General features: G+C 54.5%; 17 protein-coding genes. 5 read left to right on the forward strand and 12 right to left on the reverse strand.

What is annotated here, in order from left to right:
* The first annotated feature begins 52 nt into the window (after positions 1 to 52).
* Positions 53 to 775 (forward strand): YnfC family lipoprotein, encoded by a 723-nt coding sequence (locus tag J9880_RS06630; RefSeq protein WP_232770241.1) that lies wholly within the window; start codon positions 53 to 55, stop codon positions 773 to 775.
* A 99-nt stretch (positions 776 to 874) separates the two neighbouring features.
* Here J9880_RS06630 and yigL read toward each other — a convergent pair whose 3' ends face one another.
* A complete protein-coding gene (yigL, locus tag J9880_RS06635; protein ID WP_095924212.1) occupies positions 875 to 1,684 on the reverse strand; it encodes a sugar/pyridoxal phosphate phosphatase YigL in 810 nt (269 codons plus the stop codon).
* A 48-nt stretch (positions 1,685 to 1,732) separates the two neighbouring features.
* Positions 1,733 to 2,725, reverse strand: coding sequence for a lysophospholipase L2 (gene pldB, locus J9880_RS06640; RefSeq protein WP_119822773.1), 993 nt, complete (start codon positions 2,723 to 2,725; stop codon positions 1,733 to 1,735).
* A gap of 137 nt (positions 2,726 to 2,862) precedes the next feature.
* Between pldB and rhtB the strand changes: the two genes are divergently transcribed.
* Entirely contained in the window at positions 2,863 to 3,483 is a 621-nt protein-coding gene (gene rhtB, locus J9880_RS06645) for a homoserine/homoserine lactone efflux protein (protein ID WP_095924210.1), read from the forward strand.
* 78 nt (positions 3,484 to 3,561) lie between these two features.
* Here rhtB and rhtC read toward each other — a convergent pair whose 3' ends face one another.
* From rhtC to pldA, 3 genes are all read right to left on the reverse strand, one after another.
* Positions 3,562 to 4,191, reverse strand: coding sequence for a threonine export protein RhtC (rhtC, locus tag J9880_RS06650; RefSeq protein WP_232770242.1), 630 nt, complete (start codon positions 4,189 to 4,191; stop codon positions 3,562 to 3,564).
* A 37-nt stretch (positions 4,192 to 4,228) separates the two neighbouring features.
* Complete coding sequence (recQ, locus tag J9880_RS06655) at positions 4,229 to 6,061, reverse strand: ATP-dependent DNA helicase RecQ (RefSeq protein ID WP_095924208.1); 1,833 nt, start codon at positions 6,059 to 6,061, stop codon at positions 4,229 to 4,231.
* A 131-nt stretch (positions 6,062 to 6,192) separates the two neighbouring features.
* On the reverse strand, positions 6,193 to 7,071 hold the full coding sequence (gene pldA / locus J9880_RS06660) for a phospholipase A (protein ID WP_095924207.1): 879 nt from the start codon (positions 7,069 to 7,071) through the stop codon (positions 6,193 to 6,195).
* 253 nt (positions 7,072 to 7,324) lie between these two features.
* Between pldA and J9880_RS06665 the strand changes: the two genes are divergently transcribed.
* Positions 7,325 to 7,807 (forward strand): thioesterase family protein, encoded by a 483-nt coding sequence (locus tag J9880_RS06665; RefSeq protein ID WP_095924206.1) that lies wholly within the window; start codon positions 7,325 to 7,327, stop codon positions 7,805 to 7,807.
* 48 nt (positions 7,808 to 7,855) lie between these two features.
* Entirely contained in the window at positions 7,856 to 8,770 is a 915-nt protein-coding gene (rarD, locus tag J9880_RS06670; RefSeq protein ID WP_232770243.1) for an EamA family transporter RarD, read from the forward strand.
* On the opposite strand, the gene J9880_RS06675 is transcribed toward rarD, so the two are convergent.
* Both J9880_RS06675 and corA read right to left on the reverse strand, forming a co-directional pair.
* Positions 8,735 to 9,787, reverse strand: a complete 1,053-nt coding sequence (locus J9880_RS06675; RefSeq protein WP_408637231.1) for an AbrB family transcriptional regulator — start codon at positions 9,785 to 9,787, stop codon at positions 8,735 to 8,737. The genes rarD and J9880_RS06675 overlap by 36 nt on opposite strands.
* Before the next feature lie 21 nt (positions 9,788 to 9,808).
* Positions 9,809 to 10,759: a magnesium/cobalt transporter CorA gene (gene corA / locus J9880_RS06680; RefSeq protein ID WP_095924204.1), complete on the reverse strand. Its 951-nt coding sequence runs from the start codon at positions 10,757 to 10,759 to the stop codon at positions 9,809 to 9,811.
* Between the two features lie 418 nt (positions 10,760 to 11,177).
* On the opposite strand from corA, the gene J9880_RS06685 reads away from it, so the two are divergent.
* Positions 11,178 to 11,654: a WbuC family cupin fold metalloprotein gene (locus J9880_RS06685; RefSeq protein ID WP_232770245.1), complete on the forward strand. Its 477-nt coding sequence runs from the start codon at positions 11,178 to 11,180 to the stop codon at positions 11,652 to 11,654.
* A 142-nt stretch (positions 11,655 to 11,796) separates the two neighbouring features.
* Here J9880_RS06685 and uvrD read toward each other — a convergent pair whose 3' ends face one another.
* The 5 genes from uvrD to dapF all read right to left on the reverse strand — a co-directional run bounded on the left by uvrD (position 11,797) and on the right by dapF (position 17,206).
* On the reverse strand, positions 11,797 to 13,959 hold the full coding sequence (gene uvrD, locus J9880_RS06690) for a DNA helicase II (protein ID WP_232770246.1): 2,163 nt from the start codon (positions 13,957 to 13,959) through the stop codon (positions 11,797 to 11,799).
* A gap of 97 nt (positions 13,960 to 14,056) precedes the next feature.
* Positions 14,057 to 14,773, reverse strand: coding sequence for a 5-amino-6-(5-phospho-D-ribitylamino)uracil phosphatase YigB (yigB, locus tag J9880_RS06695; protein ID WP_232770247.1), 717 nt, complete (start codon positions 14,771 to 14,773; stop codon positions 14,057 to 14,059).
* Positions 14,773 to 15,684, reverse strand: a complete 912-nt coding sequence (gene xerC / locus J9880_RS06700; protein WP_095924200.1) for a tyrosine recombinase XerC — start codon at positions 15,682 to 15,684, stop codon at positions 14,773 to 14,775. The genes yigB and xerC overlap by 1 nt, the downstream gene beginning before the upstream one ends.
* A complete protein-coding gene (locus tag J9880_RS06705; protein ID WP_095924199.1) occupies positions 15,681 to 16,385 on the reverse strand; it encodes a DUF484 domain-containing protein in 705 nt (234 codons plus the stop codon). Before J9880_RS06705 ends, xerC begins: the two co-directional genes overlap by 4 nt.
* The gene (dapF, locus tag J9880_RS06710) at positions 16,382 to 17,206 is read right to left on the reverse strand and encodes a diaminopimelate epimerase (RefSeq protein ID WP_095924198.1); all 825 of its coding nucleotides are present in this window, start codon (positions 17,204 to 17,206) and stop codon (positions 16,382 to 16,384) included. The genes J9880_RS06705 and dapF overlap by 4 nt, the downstream gene beginning before the upstream one ends.
* Between the last annotated feature and the right edge of the window lie 28 nt (positions 17,207 to 17,234).

Genomic DNA, 17,234 nt, shown 5'->3' on the forward strand with positions numbered 1-17,234 from the left:
AGCTAGACTGCTGCTGAGAAACGCATGGACCATATTTAAAAGGATATGCATTATGAAATTTAGAATATATTTCGCAACAGCCAGCCTTTTACTTTCCCCTGGAATCGTAAAAGCAGAAGAATTTTACATCCCTGTTATTTACAATTTATCAACACTATTTGATTTCAATCCTGTTAAAGGAAATATTAAAGATCTATATTCTGTGGGTCATAACGAAAATGGTGAAGAGACCTATAGAATTAAAATATCAGCAAATAAAGATAGATGCATTAACAGCATTGAGTTAAACAACAGAGATGCAAATATGACTATTTCTCTCACACGTGATGGAAGACATCTTAAAGGCACTAAAAATGGCTTACCTTATCTACTTCAGCTAGATGAACATTGTAATATAGTTTCAAGTAATGACAATGGTCATATGATCACCTATACAACTTATCCAAATGGATTATTGAAAAGCGTTATTTTTCTTGACCAAAAAATCTCAACACACTTTTATGATGAGGGCTTCAATTTAATCAAAACAGAATTTTACATATCTAATATGATCGCTTCCAGAAACATTGTTAGATATACACAACCTACTGAAAAACCGCTAGATTATGAATTAATAAATATTTCCAGTTTTTCGACAAACATCAAAGCTGACAGTACTTGCGAATACTCAGAGAAACTCGTCCCTACGTTATGTAATTTATCTATTCAAAAATATGAAAATCCCCTGCCCGCACTGGTAAAGATGCGTGTGCAGACAAATGTCGATTTTTATTAATTTAAAAACGCAGGCATGACCCCATCGCCAGGTACTCCATTTTAACTTATACCTATAGAACCAAAGCAGAGTTCCCCCTGCTTTGCTTTTTTCAACAAATTAGCTTTCTTCGGACAAATACATCTTACGCAGGTAATGCGGCACGGCATCGTCGGCGTTGGAGCCGATGATTTCCGCATCCGGCATGGCGGCTTTCAGACGTGGCAAGGATCCGCTCATCAGACAACCTTTACCGGCCATGGTCAGCATTTCCAGGTCATTGAGACCATCACCAAAGGCGATGCAGTCTTTCAGCGAATAACCCATCAGTTTGGACACATATTCAAGCGCATGCCCTTTCGACACCCCGCCCGCCATCACTTCCAGACAGACCGGCAGGGAGAAACTGACGTTTACACGGTCGCCCCAGCGCGCGTTGATCGCTTCTTCCAGTGGCAACAGTTTTTCGTGGTCTTCACAGGTGAAATACACTTTGCAGATGCCGTCGGTTTCCAGCAGGCCCGGTTCATACAGTTTGTATTTGAAAACGGATTCGCGGAAGAAATCATCCTGATCGGCACGGTCACGGTTCATGTACCAGTCATCATTACGATACACGTTGGTCAGGATATCCGGGTTGTTGTGCATGATGCCGAACAGGTCTTTGGCGATGTCTTCATCCAGATTGTGCGAGAAAATCAGGTCGCCGTCGGTGTTATGCACGCGCGCACCGTTGGAGGTGATCATGTACGCACTGATTTCCAGATTGTCGCGCATCTGCGCCACATCGATATGGTGACGCCCGGTGGCGAACACGAAATGCACGTCGCGCTGGGTCAGCAATTTCAGCGTCTCTTTGGCGAACGGGCTCAGGGTATGATCAGGTGATAGCAGCGTGCCATCTAAATCGGAAGCAACAACATGGTACATAGCGTTAGGTTCTAACCTCTGATGGAGTTGTGCGCGGCGAACCGCGGATTAAAGCTGTCGCGCAAAAAAGCGCATGATAGCGTCCAGCGCCTGTGCCCTCAGGTCGTCCCGTTCAAACAGGATCTCGTGGCGCGCGCCTTCGATGACCAGCGGTTTTTCCCCTTCACAAGGGTGCCCCGCCACGGCCATGGCCTGACAAAAAGCAAGATGGGACCGGTTATCCACCACACGGTCTTCGCTCGCCTGCAATAACAGAACAGGAGTGGTGATTTTTTCGGCTTCTTTCAGGATATGCATCCCCGCCTCAATCCCTTCACGCACCCAGTGATAGGTTGGACCGCCGACCTGCAACTCAGGGTAATCGGCATAAAACCGCAGATTACGGCGATAGCGTTCACGGCTGTGTGTCAGCTGGTTGACGACAAACGGCAGGGGCCGCCAGTGTCCGGTCCCCAGCGCATAACCGTCGCGACGAACCGGGCGATTCTCCGCCCAGTTGAGGATCCGGCGGGATACCCAGCCCGGCATCGGCAAATAAATGCCGGTCATCGGTGCGAGTAACGCCGCTGCATCGAACTGCCCCGGATTTTTCGCCAGAAACAGGGCGAGAATGGCACCGCCCATGGAGTGTGCCAGCGCGAACTTTTTCGCGTACTGACGTGGGGCAATCTCACGCTGATAAAAGGTCTCGAAATCGGCGACATAATCGTCAAAGTGCTTAACGTGGCCGCAATGCGGGTCATCCAGCATACGCCCTGAACGCCCCTGCCCCCGGTGATCCACAATCATCACATCGTAGCCGCAATGGAACAGGTCATACGCCACTTCGGGATATTTTACGTAGCTTTCGATACGCCCCGGTGACACCACGATGACCTTATCGTGCCGGGGCGAACAGAAGCGGACGTAGCGGATCGGCACGTCATCGACGCCGATGAACTCATCTTCTTCGCGTGTTCGCCAGAAATCCAGCAAGGGTCCGGTCGCAAAGGCGGAAAACTCCTTCTCACGTGTTAACCACTTCGCATAATTCACAGACATTCATTGATCCAAAGTTGTCAGACACAAGAGCAGGAAGGTGTTATTTGTGAGCTATAGCGCAACTATAGACAATAGCGTATTGTGCCATAAAACGACGTATTCATGTTCCATAAAAGGCGTATTCAGGGAGTCTCGCAATGACACTGGACTGGTGGTTAACCTACCTGCTCACCACTTCTATTTTAAGTTTATCCCCCGGTTCCGGCGCGATTAATACGATGAGTACGGGCATCAGCCACGGCTATCGCGGTGCGGTGGCGTCCATCGCCGGGTTACAGCTCGGTTTAACCATCCACATCGTGCTGGTCGGTATCGGGCTTGGCGCGCTGATCTCATCCTCGCTGCTGGCCTTTGAGTTTCTCAAATGGTTTGGCGCCGCGTACCTGATCTGGCTCGGTATTTGTCAGTGGCGTTCTGCCGGGGCGATTGACCTGAACGCGCTGGCCAGCAGCATGCCGCGCCGTCGTCTGTTCAAACGGGCCATCCTGGTGAACCTGACCAATCCAAAAAGCATTGTGTTTCTCGCCGCATTATTCCCGCAGTTTATCATTGCTCACCAACCTCAGGCTGCACAATACGTGGTACTGGGTGTCACGACGGTGGTTGTCGATATCATCGTGATGATCGGTTACGCCACGCTGGCTACCCGCATCGCCGGTTGGGTGAAGGCACCGAAACAAATGCAGTTGCTGAACCGCATCTTTGGCTCGCTGTTTATGCTGGTGGGTGTGTTGCTGGCAAGTGCGCGGAAGGTTTGATTTCTCAGAATGTAAAAAGGGTCCGGCATCAACCGAACCCTTTTTTATTAACCAGCTACTTCGCTTAACGATTTCCGCTTAACGATTAATAATCAGCGCAACACCAAAGCCCGCAAACACCACGCCCGCCACGCCATCAATCCATTTCGCTAAACGCTGATAGCCGCGTCGCATTTTCGGCAGCGCGAAGACCAGTGCCACTAATGAGAACCATGCCAGGGTTTCAACGACGATCAGCATGAATATGCCCAGACGCTCGCCGCCGCTGACGCTGTCGCCGACAAACATCGAGAACACGCTGCCGAAGTAGATAACGGCTTTCGGATTGGAAAGGTTGGTCAGCAGGCCGCGCATGAAAGTACGCCCGCTCGCCGGTAACGCGACGACGGGTTCTGCCGCCTCCGTCTCGTCAGACTGCTTTTTAGAACGCGCGGATTTCAGCAACTGCCAGCCCATCCAGCACAGATACAGGCCGCCGCCGACGGTAATAATCTGGTGCAACCAGGCCATTTTTTGCAGGATCAGATGCAGGCCCATCAGCGCCACCGCCGCCCAGACAGCAACACCGAGGGTAATACCAATCACGCCCATCATGGCTTCTTTACGCGAACGACTGGCCGCCGTTTGCGAGACAAAGAAAAAGTCCGGACCAGGACTCACCAGCGCGATCATGTGCATCATCGCAACCATCAGGAATAGCATCAGCATGATTAACTCTCTGTGTTATGTGTAGGAAACAGAATTCTTAGTCGTCGCCGTTATCAATATGGTCACGGATCATCGCCATAAATGGCCGCCCGAATTTCTCCAGCTTACGCTGGCCGACGCCGGTGATATCCAGCAAATCACTCGCGCTGACCGGCAGGTGTTCGGCCATTTCCAGCAGCGTGGTGTCGTTAAACACCACGTACGGCGGCACATTATTGTCATCCGCCAGCGATTTACGCAGTTTGCGCAATTTGGCAAACAGCTTGCGATCGTAATTCCCGCCATAGGTTTTCTGGCTGGCACTGCTTTTAATTTTCAGCGTCTGAATACGCGGTACCGCCAGCTGTAACGGGATTTCGCCACGCAAGACCGGACGCGCTGATTCAGTCAGTTGTAACGCCGAGTGCATGGCGATATTTTGTGTGATCAGCCCGAGGTGGATCAGCTGGCGTACCACGCTGGTCCAGTGTTCGTTGCTGTGTTCTTTGCCGATGCCGTAGACGCTCAGTTTTTCGTGACCGTATTCGCGGATACGCTGATTGTTCGAACCGCGCAGGACTTCGACCACGTAACCTAAGCCAAAACGCTGGCCGACGCGCGCAACCACTGACAGCGCCTTTTGCGCATCCAGTAAGCCATCGTAGCGTTTTGGCGGATCAAGGCAGACGTCGCAGTTGCCGCAGGCGTTCTGTTTACCTTCACCGAAATAGTTCAGCAACACCAGACGGCGACAGGTTTGCGCCTCCGCGAAGGCATTCATCGCATTCAGTTTGTGGCGTTCGACATCCTGCTGAGCGCCAGCCGGTTTTTCTTCCAGACAGCGGCGCAGCCACGCCATATCGGCCGGATCGTAAAGCAGTACCGCTTCGGCAGGCAGGCCGTCACGCCCTGCCCGGCCCGTCTCCTGATAATAAGATTCGATGGTGCGGGGAATATCGAAGTGCACCACAAAACGTACGTTAGGCTTGTTGATGCCCATGCCGAAGGCGACGGTGGCGACCACAATTTGCAGGTCATCACGCTGAAAACCTTCCTGCACGCGGGCGCGGGTGTCGTTATCCAGCCCGGCATGATACGCGCCGACACTCAGCCCGCGGCTTTGCAGACGGGCAGCGGTGTCTTCGACTTTGGCACGGCTGTTACAGTAAATAATGCCGCTTTTGCCGCGCTGATCCTGCACAAAGCGGATCAGCTGATCGAGCGGCTTAAATTTTTCCACCAGCGTGTAACGGATATTCGGACGGTCAAAACTGCTGACCTGAATCAGCGGATCGTTCAGTTCCAGCAGGCGGACGATATCGTTACGGGTGGCTTCATCGGCGGTCGCGGTCAGGGCGATCACCGGCAGTTGCGGATAACGCAGCTTGAGCTGACCCAGGGCGCGGTATTCCGGACGGAAATCGTGGCCCCATTGGGAAATACAGTGGGCTTCATCCACGGCCAGCATCGCCGGATTCCACTGTTGCAGCTGTTCGAGGAAATCGCCCATCATCAGGCGTTCCGGCGCGATATACAGCATTTTAATGCGTCCCGCGCGGCAACCGGCCATCACGTCCAGCTGTTGCTCACGGGTTTGTGTCGAGTTCAGGCAGCCGGCTTCAACACCCGCCGCCATCAGTTGGTCGACCTGATCTTTCATCAGTGAGATAAGGGGCGAGACGACCAGCGTCAGGCCGTCCATCACCAGTGCCGGGATTTGGTAGCACAGCGATTTACCGCCGCCTGTGGGCATCACCACCAGACAATCCCGGCCAGAAATGGCGGTATTAATGATAGTTTGCTGGCCTGGTCTGAATTGCTGATAGCCGAAGGTATCGCGTAATACCTGATGAGCCAGCTCTTCTTTGTTTATCACTGCCGCCGTAGACACTCAATTCCCCAACTGTTCAAACCACCCGGCTAAACCCGAAAGCCGCCGGGGCTGTACTGCTTCGACACCTAATATACCCTAAATCATTCAGGTTGCAGCCAACGCACCTGCAACCTGAAGTATGACGGGTATTACATGATGTCGTTAAGCATAATGCCCACACCGATGCGCGTCTGACGGTGATTGTAGTCGATCAACGACTCGCCGTAACCGCTGAAGACCTGCGTATAGAAGCGTACCTGTTTGGAAATCGGGTAGCTCCAGCCGGTGGTTGCGCCGCCGTAACCGGTATTCCAGTTGTAACGGCTTTCGACGCTGAACACGCTTTCGCCCCACGCATAGCCTATTTTCAGACGGTAATACCCCATGTACTTGGTGATGTCCGGGTTGTCGTCGTTTTTGTCACTTTCCGGAATGCGATACCAGGGTTTGAGATCAACCTGCCAGTTGCCGTTCTGCGCCATAAAGCGCGCGTAGACGCGGTTCCAGCTGCGGGATGTCGGGTCTGAGCGGCCGTTGGACTGATGAGCCACACCGTATTCGGCTTCACGCATTGTCCAGCCAAGGAAATCGTAATCCGTTGCCCAGGCGAGGAACAGTTGCGGCTCGTAGTTGGTCTCACGGAAGGGTGAAGACTGTCCGCTGTTGGAAAGTTGCCAGAAGGATTTCTGGGTATACGACGCGCCCAGCACCGAGTTTTCACCCGCAATGCCACGCCACAGCGGGAAGGCCAGGCTGAGCTGGAATGCCACTTCATCATGACGCGCATTGTCTGCCCAGTCATAAGACTGGATCGCTTTCTTATTGATATTGCTGGTATCGGTGTAAATCAGGTAGTTCGGTTCGTAAGGATACAACGTGAACGGGTTGTCGTGTTCCTGCAACATATTCGCAATAATACTGCCGCGCACCGCAGGTTTATCATGCACTTCCTGCACGGTGGCTTCTGCTGCATGGCCCAGTAATGGCATCGCCAGCATGGTGGCTCCGACAGCCCAATTTTTACGCATTCTTCCGTACCCTCGCCCTAAAGTGAACAATTCATTATTTAATATAAGCCAGCTGCCCGGCCGGATTTTTTTGCTGACTCACGTCAGGAAACCCCAAAGCAGGGCATTTTACACGCAAAATCATGCCAGCATGAGTATTGAATACATTTATCCTTTGCTGGCTAGAAATCCCGTCGCCCCGCACCTAAAATCAACAATCCGTTAACCTTTTCGGCGAACATACGGCTCACTTGTTTTCGTCAGGAATTTATTCATGTCTGCTTCATCCCTCAGCCACGAGGCCGCCCTGCAACTGATCGGCAATATTTTCGTTTACGATATGCCGTTTAACCGCGAACTCGGGCTCGAACTCAAACGTCTCGACTGCGATTATGCAGAGCTGAAATTTGCCAATCAGACCAAACTGGTCGGCAACGCCGCACAAAAAATCTTACACGGGGGCGTGATCGCCGCCGTGCTGGATGTCGCCGCCGGTCTGGTGTGTGTCACCAGTTCGCTGATCCGTCGCGACAAGCCGGATCACCCGTTGCTGGAAGCGGAAATGCGCCAGCGTTTAGCCAAAATGGGCACCATTGATTTGCGCGTGGATTACCTGCGACCGGGCCGTGGCGAATATTTTATTGCCTCGGCCAGCCTGATCCGCGCCGGGAATAAAGTGTCCGTGGCACGCGTGGATCTGCATAGCGACACCGGTATTCATATTGCGACCACTACAGCAACCTATATGGTCGGCTGATATCAGGTAAACTCCGCTTCTTTCCTTACTCTTTTTTCAGGTACCCACATGGACGCACAACGTACCCGGCAAGGTGTTATTTTTGCCTTTATCGCCTATCTGATCTGGGGGATCGCACCGGCGTATTTCAAACTCATCAAACAGGTTCCGGCGGATGAAATTCTGACGCACCGGGTGATCTGGTCTTTCTTCTTCATGTTAGTGCTTCTGTCGGTCAGCCGCAGCTGGGGCGATGTCCGGCGGGTGCTCGCACAGCCGAAGAAAGTCGTCATGTTACTGATCACCGCCCTGCTGGTCGGCAGCAACTGGCTGATTTTCATCTGGGCGATTAACCATAATCACATTCTGGAAGCCAGCCTCGGCTACTTTATCAATCCGCTGGTCAATGTGGTGCTCGGCATGTTGTTTTTGCGGGAAAGATTCCGGAGTTTGCAATGGTTTGCCGTGGCGCTGGCGTTCGCCGGTGTGCTGGTACAGGTGTGGATTTTCGGCTCGGTGCCGATCATCGCCATCGGGCTGTCGCTGACCTTTGCGTTTTACGGTCTGCTGCGTAAAAAAATCGGTGTGGATTCCCAAACCGGCATGCTGATAGAAACCCTGTGGCTGCTGCCGGTCGCCGGGATTTACCTGTTCTTTATCGCCAACAGCCCGACCAGCAATCTGTCCGCGAATCCGTGGTCGCTGGATCTGCTGCTGATGGCCGCCGGGATTATCACCACCATCCCGTTGCTGTTCTTCACCGCCGCAGCTGCCCGGCTGAAACTGTCCACACTGGGCTTTTTCCAGTATCTCGGGCCGACCCTGATGTTCCTGCTGGCCGTGGTGTTTTACGGTGAAACCGTTAACGCCTCCCAGCTCATCACCTTCGGCTTTATCTGGGCAGGTCTGCTGTGCTTTATCAGCGATGCGCTCTATACGCAGGGCCGTTTACGACGGGGGAGAAGCGGGCACAGCGCTGCGTGAGATAAAGCGCGCCATAGCGGGACCGGTGGCCAGGATGGTGATCAGACGCAACGTTTGCATCGCCATCACAAAACCTAAATCCGCATGGCTGCCCGCCGCAATAATCGCCACGGTGTCCAGCCCGCCCGGGCTGGTCGCCAGATACGCCGTCAGCATATCGACGTGCAGCAGTTTGGTCAGCACCCACGCCATTCCCCCGCAAATCAGCATCAGCCCGATAATCGAGGCAATCATCTGCGGCAGCGTACGCAAAGCCAGTTTGAAAATGGGCCGCGTGAAGCGCAATCCGACACTCCAGCCAATCAGCGTATAAGCCATCGCCAGCAGCCATTCCGGCACTTCTAAGGTCACGGTACCGGTGGAATGCAACACCGCGCCGACAATCGCCGGAAGCAGCAACGCGCCGGAAGGAATGCGCAGGCGCGGCCCCAGCCAGACACCGGCAACCGCCAGAAAGACCGTCACAAAGAAACGCCAGGTGAGCGGCGGGAGCCAGACCACAACGGCCGCCAGCGAGGCGCTGTCACCCATCGCCATGCGGGCGACAAAGGCGGCGGCGGTGGCGACAAACAGCACCCGCAGATACTGCATAAATGCCACCAGACGAACATCCGCACCGAAATCACCGGCCATCGCCACCATTGCGCTGGCACCGCCGGGTGACGATCCCCACGCACCGGTCGGGCCGGGCAACTGACTGAACCGCACCAGCAGCCAGCCGGAAAGCCCGCTGGCGAGCAGCGTCGCCACCAGCACCATCAGCACCAGCGGCCAGTCATTGAGTAACGGCGGGAGAATCGAGGGCGACAGGCTTTGCGCGATCATACAGCCCAGCACGCCCTGCGATATTTTGAAAAACAGCGGGTGAATACGCACGCTGGCGCCCAGCAGGCCCATGATGACGCCGACAATCATCGGCCCGAGCAGAAGCGCAGCAGGCACATGGAAGGTTTGAAAAATAATGCCCAGAATCAGTGAGGAAACGACGAGGATCACCCACTGCCCCGCCGGCGCCATCCTTTCCATCAGCATGGTCGGTTATAACCAGTTTTTACGTTTGAAGTATAAATAAGGCGCCAGCCCGGCGAGGATCATCAAGGCAATCGCACCCGGATAACCAAATGACCATTTCAGCTCAGGCATGAATTCGAAGTTCATCCCGTAGCTGGATGCCACCAGCGTGGGCGGCAGGAAGACCACGGATACCACCGAGAAAATCTTGATAATGCGGTTCTGCTCGATGTTGATAAAGCCCATCGCCGCCTGCATCAGGAAGTTCACTTTCTGGAACAGGGATTCGTTGTGCGGCAGCAGGGATTCGATATCGCGTAACACTTCACGCGCCTGCTCCAGCTGACCTGCCGGTAAGCGGGCTTTACGCACCAGGAAGTTGAGGGCACGCTGGGTATCCATCAGACACAAACGGACTTTCCAGCCGATATCTTCCAGCTCGGCGAGCGTGGAAAGCGCGGCGTCATATTCGTCGCCCTGATGCCCTTCCATGATCACCCGGCTGAGTTTTTCCAGATCGCTGTAGATATTTTCGATTTCATCCGCCAGCTGTTCGATTTTGGTTTCGAACAGATCCAGCAGCAGTTCATAGGCATTACCATCGACCAGTTTCTGGTTGCGGGCACGCATACGGTAGAGACGAAAAGCCGGTAATTCGCGTTCGCGCAGGGTATACAGACGGCCTTCGCGCACGGTAAAGGCCACAGTGCTGTTACCGGCATGATCGTCGGCATCTTCGTAATAAAAGAAGGAGTGAATGTGCAGACCGTCTTCGTCTTCAAAAAAACGTGCAGAGGCTTCGATGTCGTCCAGTTCAGGACGTGTCGCCAGGCTTTGCCCTAATTCACATTGAACACGCTCACGTTCCTGATCGTCCGGCTCAACCAAATCAACCCACAATGAGGTTTTGAGATCGTCTGACTCGTCCAGCTCTAAACGGGATAAGCGGCTGTTTTCTAATTTAAAAGCACTCAGCATGTGCCCGTTCTCCCAAGAATGACGGAAAGTGGACAACGCGTTGAAGCACAGAAAATCACGGGGTGAGACGTGTCACCGGCGTAATTCAGACCATGTTCAGATCTGACTCACAGCGACAGAACGGGGGTCGCTGACAACCACTAGGGCCATCAGCAAAGAGGAGGGCCTTAGAAGTGGTACCTGATGAACAGGTTATTGAGCCAGTATCTACTGGGTGTGTCCAAGGCGAAGTTCCTCATTGATAATAGTGCGCGCATGTTACGCCGGGAGTAAAAAGACTGTCAACCGCGAACAAATCTATACTGGCAACATTTATGCATAAAATTCAGGCTGACCGGTTCACCTTTTGCGGCTTATCGGAAGGCGCTTTTTTGGCTACACTCAATGCCCGGATTTCCTCACACTTTCAGAACCCAACATGATTAAGCAGATAAACCAAGACACCTTGTGTGACCTGATCACGCAGGCGGCGAATTCGCCGCGACTGCGTCAGAATCTGAATATCCACCCGGCACCGGAAGACGCAGTCCAGCGTCTGGCGATCGCCATGGAACCCGGCACGTACGTGCGTATTCACCGCCATCCGCATACGTGGGAAATGCTGACCGCGCTGCGCGGCCGCTTTCTGGTGCTGATTTACGATATCAGCGGTAAAGTCACCGAACGCCTGTGGCTCGGTGCAGAAACCCGTCTGCTGGAAATCCCGGCCAATACCTGGCACAGCGTGTTATCCCTCGACGAAGGCGGTGTGATTTTTGAAGTGAAACACGGCGCGTATCAGCCGGTACTGGAACAAGATTATCTGCCAGGCACCCCGCCGGAAGGCGAAGCAGGCGTAAAAGAAACGCTGGAATGGTATGCGAAAGCCGAAGTGGGTGAAACTTTTAGCCTCTGACCTTTCGGCTCCTCCCCCTGCGAAGGGGGAGGATGGGAGGGGGTTTTACAGACAAAACAGGAGATTAAGCGCGCTTAAACGTTGGTTTTTGACCTTAATACCCCACCCCAACCCTCCCCTTCGCAGGGGAGGGAGTTAAAAATCAGACGGCTTCGAGACGGGCGTAGGCGGCGACCAGCCACTTAATCCCTTCCCCCGGGAACGCCACCTGCAAACGGCTGTGTTCGCCGCTGCCTTCCATGTTAACGATGGTACCTTCACCGAATTTTGGATGGAGGACGCGCTGGCCGAGTTTGAAGCCGGTGTCGCTGACGCTGGTTGGCGTGCCGACGCTGCGGTTGCTCATCGGACGCGAGACATTGGCGCGCATTCTGACTTCTTCGACACAGTCTTCCGGCAATTCACCGACAAAACGTGACGGGCGGTGCGAGACTTCTTTACCGTATAAACGGCGGGTTTCCGCGTAGGTCAGGGTCAGTTTCTGCATAGCGCGGGTCACACCGACATAGGCCAGACGGCGTTCTTCTTCCAGACGCCCGCCTTCTTCCAGCGACATCTGGCTCGGGAACATGCCCTCTTCCATCCCGACGATAAACACCTGCGGGAACTCCAACCCTTTGGCCGAGTGCAGCGTCATCAGCTGCGTGGCGTCCTGATTGGCATCTGCCTGCCCTTCGCCCGCTTCCAGTGCGGCATGAGACAGAAATGCCTGCAACGGCATCAGGTCTTCGTCTTCATCCTGATAGCTGAACTGACGCGTCGCCGTTACCAGTTCCTCTAAGTTTTCAATACGAGCCTGACCTTTTTCGCCTTTCTCCTGCTCATACATGATGAACAGGCCGGAATCTTTGATCACCCGGTCAGTCTGCACATGCAGCGGCATATCCGCCGTTTCATGCGCCAGTGCGTCAACCAGTTCGGTAAAGCGTTGTAGTGAAGACGCGGCACGGCCCGCCAGCACTTTTTCCTGCAACAGCGCGCGCGTGGCCTGCCACATGGTCAGCTGACGATCACGGGCGGTCTGGCGCACCACATCCAGCGTACGGTCGCCGATACCGCGCGTCGGGGTGTTCACCACGCGCTCGAATGCGGCATCGTCATTACGGTTGGACATCAGACGCAAATACGCCAGCGCATCTTTGATTTCCTGACGGTCGAAGAACCGCTGCCCGCCGTAAATACGGTACGGCATCGCCATTTGCAATAAGGCTTCTTCCAGCACACGCGACTGGGCGTTGCTGCGGTACAGAATGGCACAGTCTTTCAGCGCGCCGCCGTTGTCCTGCCACGTTTTGATGCGGTTAACTACAAAGCGCGATTCATCCAGTTCGTTGAAGGCGCAATACAGTGAAATCGGCTCGCCTTCGCCGTCTTCGGTCCACAGGTTTTTCCCCATACGACCGTTGTTGTTTTCAATCAGCGAGTTGGCGGCTTTCAGGATGGTGCTGGTCGAGCGGTAGTTCTGCTCCAGACGGATGGTTTCCGCATTCGGGAAATCTTTCAGGAAACGCTGGATGTTTTCGACCTGCGCCCCGCGCCAGCCGTAGATCGACTGGTCATCGTCGCCGACGATCATCACGTTATTGTTATCGCCTGCCAGCAGACGAATCCACGCGTACTGAATGCTGTTGGTGTCCTGGAATTCGTCCACCATCAGGTTGGTAAAGCGTTCGCGGTAATGCTGTAAAATATGCGGCTTGTTCAGCCAGAGTTCGTGGGCGCGCAGCAACAGTTCGGCAAAATCCACCAGCCCGGCACGGTCACAGGCTTCCTGATAGGCCTGATAAATCCGCAGCCAGGTTGCTTCAATCGGGTTGTTGTAGGTTTCGACATGCTGCGGGCGCAGACCTTCGTCTTTTTTGCCGTTGATGTACCACATCGCCTGACGCGGCGGCCATTGTTTATCGTCGATGTTCAGCGCTTTGATCAGGCGCTTGATCAGACGCATCTGGTCGTCGCTGTCGAGAATTTGGAAATCCTGCGGCAGATTGGCGTCTAAATGGTGCGCACGCAGCAAACGGTGCGCGAGACCGTGGAAGGTACCGATCCACATGCCGCCCTGACTGGTGCCAATCAGCTGGTCGATACGGTGGCGCATTTCTGCCGCCGCTTTGTTAGTAAAGGTGACCGCCATGATGGAATACGGCGAGCACTTTTCGACCGCCAGCAGCCACGCAATGCGGTGAACCAGCACACGGGTTTTGCCACTGCCTGCCCCGGCCAGCACCAACAGATTGCTGCGCGGCGCGGCCACGGCTTCACGTTGTTTTTCATTCAGGCTGTCGAGCAGGTCAGAAACGTCCATAGGCACCGTTTGTCAGGATGAGAAAAGCACTCACGCGAAGATTATCGCCGCGAATGCATTTCTACTGTGAATTTATACAGAGTAATTTAAGAAGGGATTATAGCAATGCTGTCAGCGATGCCAACTGCGAAATCTCAATATGCGGCAACAGACGGGCATCCTTAATGTGCATCAGGTTGCCTTCGCGCAGATTAATCCAGCATGACTGCATCCCGCAATGCACGGCACCGGCGACGTCTGTCGTCAGGTCATCGCCGACGTGGAGGATGTTTTCCAGCGGAATATCCAGTTTCAGCGCGGTCTTTTTATACATGTCGGCATAAGGCTTGGCGCGGCCATGCTCACCGGCACGCAGGGTAAACTGCAAATATTGCGACAAACCAAACGCGGTCGGATCGGCATTGCCGTTGGTGATGCCCACCAGAGGCCAGCGTTCTGCCAGTGCCGCCAGCGCGTCATGGTTTTCACCCGGAACATAAATCCGGCTGCGCCACAGGGCGAAGGTTTCCATCGCGGCTTTTGTGCCCAGCGTGGCATCACTTTCGCTCAGACCTGCGCGCTTCATCGCCAGCAACACCGCCTGACGACGCCATTCGGTGACGTCGTGATAAATCTCCGCATCCTCTGCCAGCAGTTCTGCGCGCATCAGGCGGATGGTGTCCGGTGCCATGTCGGCCAGCGCCGGATGGAAACCCTGAATCGATTTCAGCGTTTCAGCATCGGTACGGCGGATAACGTCGTAATTGTCATACAGCGTGTCGTCTAAATCGAAGGTGATCGCTTCAATGCGTTTCAGCGGACGATAGAACTTCATCAGGATTTTCCTCGTTTAGCGCGGGGATGCGCGGCGTCGTAAACCGTCGCCAGATGTTGAAAGTCGAGGTGGGTATAAATCTGGGTGGTGGATAAATTCGCGTGGCCCAGCAGTTCCTGTACCGCACGCAGATCGCCGCTGGATTCCAGCACGTGCGTGGCAAAAGAATGTCGCAGTTTATGCGGATGGATATGGCTGTTCACGCCCTGTTTCACGCCCCACTCGGCAAACCGTTTCTGGACGTTTCGCGCCGAAATACGGCTGCCTTTGCTCGACAAAAACATCGCATCATCCTGCGGATTAAAATCAGCGCGCCGCGCCAGCCAGTGTTCAAGCCAGGTGACGGCCGTCCGGCCAATCGGCACTTTACGTTCTTTGCTGCCTTTCCCCAACACGCGCACTTCGCCGGAGGCCATATCGATATGTTTGCAGTCGATACCCACCAGTTCCGAAAGACGCAATCCGCCGCCGTACATCACTTCCAGCATCGCACGGTCACGCACGGAAAGCGGATCGTTGAGGTCGATTTCCAGCAGTTTATTCACTTCATCGACATCAAGATTTTTCGGCAGATGTTTGGGGGCGCGCGGCGTAGAAATACCTTTGGCGGGGTTGGCGCTCAATACGCCCTGACGTACCAGCCAGTCGAGAAAGCTGCGCAGTGAAGACATGCGCAGCGCCAGACTGGACGCCCCTAAACCGGCGCGTTTGCTGCGTGCCAGTAACATGCGGACTTTTGGCGCATCGAGTTGCTGCCAGCTGGAAATGCCGATCTCGCCGGAGAGGGCGATCAGGGCTTCTAACTGGCGGCTGTAATTGGTGGTGGTAAGCGGGCTGAGCTGACGTTCGACGTGCAGGTAACGCAGAAACGCCTCGACCGCAGGATACAGAGGCGATTCGGTGTGAGTCATACCCGTTCGATCCAGCGTTCCAGCAGGCCGGGCAGCATCTTAGCCAGCTGATCAAGTAAGACGGTGCCCATTCCCGGCTGATAATGCTGCGGGTCACGGCTGCTGAAAATCAGTACGCCCAGCTCACCCTGCTCGCCCATCAGCGACAGAGCAACGGAACCCACGGCTTTCGCCTGCGGTAATAACAGCAGTAATTCCGGGCCGTTCAGGCTGCCGAGATAATGCGGGGTTTCACCCAGACGCTGAATACGCATCGATTCAAACGCGCTGCGGCTCACTGCAAGATGGGTGAAGTCAGACGGCGCACCGATGCGCCAGCCTTCGCTGAACAGACGCACATTGGCGCCCGCCAGCCCCAGACTGCGCGCCCAGCGTTGCAGGCGGTTGAGCATATCCTGCAAACTGCTGGCCGCCGCAAGCGTGGCCTGAAGCTCAATCATCCGCCCGAACAGCGATTCGTTGATCGAGGCCTGCTCCATCAATAAGGTAATTTCTTCTTCAAGCTGCGCGATCTGATGACGCTGACGCCCGAGTTGCCATTCAACCAGCGAAGTGCTGCCTTTCACCGGATGCGGTACGTGCAGTTGCTCGACGCTGCGGGCATTGCGAATAAAGAAATCCGGGTTTTGCAGCAGATATTGCATCACGCTGTCGTCGTCGAGTGCTATCACCGGTTCAATCTGGTCATCAAGATTGTTCATAGATGAATAAATCCGTCGTAAACATGAGTGGCAGGTCCGGTCATATAGAGCGGATGACCCGGCCCTTTCCAGCGAATGTCGAGGCTGCCTCCCGGCAGTTCCACCTGAACTTCTTCTGCGAGTAAACCTTGCTGAATGCCGACCGCAACCGCCGCACAGGCGCCGCTTCCGCACGCCTGGGTTTCACCGGCACCGCGTTCGTACACCCGTAACTTCACGCTTTCCGGGCTGACAATCTGCATGAATCCTACGTTCACACGTTCGGGGAAACGTTCGTGGCTTTCGAGCATCGGCCCGAGAACCTCGACGTCTGCCGTCAGAACATCCTCAACCTGTAACACGCAGTGCGGGTTTCCCATCGACACCACGCCGCAGAATACTGTGCGCTCTTCCGCCCGCAGAATATAGGTCTTTTCCGGTTTCGCTGCACGGAAAGGCACCTGCTGCGGTTCAAAGACCGGCTCGCCCATATTGACCTGCACGTCTTCATCTTCCGTGACGGTCAGCACCATGCGACCTGTCTGCGTACTGACGCGGATATCGCGTTTGTTCGTCAGACCTTTAATCCGCACGAAGCGGGCAAAACAGCGCGCGCCATTGCCGCACTGCGCCACTTCGCTGCCATCCGCATTAAAAATACGGTAATGGAAATCCAGTTCGGGATCGTAAGGCGGTTCCACCACCAGCAGTTGGTCAAAACCCACACCACGGTGACGATCGGACAAACGGCGAATCAATTCAGGCGAGAAATAGACATTTTGAGTCACGGCGTCAACAACCATAAAATCGTTGCCCAGGCCGTGCATTTTGGAGAACTGCATAACTGACTCCGTTTACCGCTGGTCAAAT

The sequence above is a fragment of the Rahnella victoriana genome, from assembly GCF_021276285.1.
Classification (GTDB): Bacteria; Pseudomonadota; Gammaproteobacteria; order Enterobacterales; family Enterobacteriaceae; genus Rahnella; species Rahnella victoriana.

Excerpts from the sequence above, each read along its gene's own strand:
- J9880_RS06630 (WP_232770241.1), top strand. The coding sequence starts at position 53 with ATGAAATTTAGAATATATTTCGCAACAGCCAGCCTTTTACTTTCCCCT.
- yigL (WP_095924212.1), bottom strand. The coding sequence starts at position 1,684 with ATGTACCATGTTGTTGCTTCCGATTTAGATGGCACGCTGCTATCACCT.
- pldB (WP_119822773.1), bottom strand. The coding sequence starts at position 2,725 with ATGTCTGTGAATTATGCGAAGTGGTTAACACGTGAGAAGGAGTTTTCC.
- rhtB (WP_095924210.1), top strand. The coding sequence starts at position 2,863 with ATGACACTGGACTGGTGGTTAACCTACCTGCTCACCACTTCTATTTTA.
- rhtC (WP_232770242.1), bottom strand. The coding sequence starts at position 4,191 with ATGCTGATGCTATTCCTGATGGTTGCGATGATGCACATGATCGCGCTG.
- pldA (WP_095924207.1), bottom strand. The coding sequence starts at position 7,071 with ATGCGTAAAAATTGGGCTGTCGGAGCCACCATGCTGGCGATGCCATTA.
- J9880_RS06665 (WP_095924206.1), top strand. The coding sequence starts at position 7,325 with ATGTCTGCTTCATCCCTCAGCCACGAGGCCGCCCTGCAACTGATCGGC.
- rarD (WP_232770243.1), top strand. The coding sequence starts at position 7,856 with ATGGACGCACAACGTACCCGGCAAGGTGTTATTTTTGCCTTTATCGCC.
- J9880_RS06675 (WP_408637231.1), bottom strand. The coding sequence starts at position 9,787 with ATGGCGCCGGCGGGGCAGTGGGTGATCCTCGTCGTTTCCTCACTGATT.
- corA (WP_095924204.1), bottom strand. The coding sequence starts at position 10,759 with ATGCTGAGTGCTTTTAAATTAGAAAACAGCCGCTTATCCCGTTTAGAG.
- J9880_RS06685 (WP_232770245.1), top strand. The coding sequence starts at position 11,178 with ATGATTAAGCAGATAAACCAAGACACCTTGTGTGACCTGATCACGCAG.
- uvrD (WP_232770246.1), bottom strand. The coding sequence starts at position 13,959 with ATGGACGTTTCTGACCTGCTCGACAGCCTGAATGAAAAACAACGTGAA.
- yigB (WP_232770247.1), bottom strand. The coding sequence starts at position 14,773 with ATGAAGTTCTATCGTCCGCTGAAACGCATTGAAGCGATCACCTTCGAT.
- xerC (WP_095924200.1), bottom strand. The coding sequence starts at position 15,684 with ATGACTCACACCGAATCGCCTCTGTATCCTGCGGTCGAGGCGTTTCTG.
- J9880_RS06705 (WP_095924199.1), bottom strand. The coding sequence starts at position 16,385 with ATGAACAATCTTGATGACCAGATTGAACCGGTGATAGCACTCGACGAC.
- dapF (WP_095924198.1), bottom strand. The coding sequence starts at position 17,206 with ATGCAGTTCTCCAAAATGCACGGCCTGGGCAACGATTTTATGGTTGTT.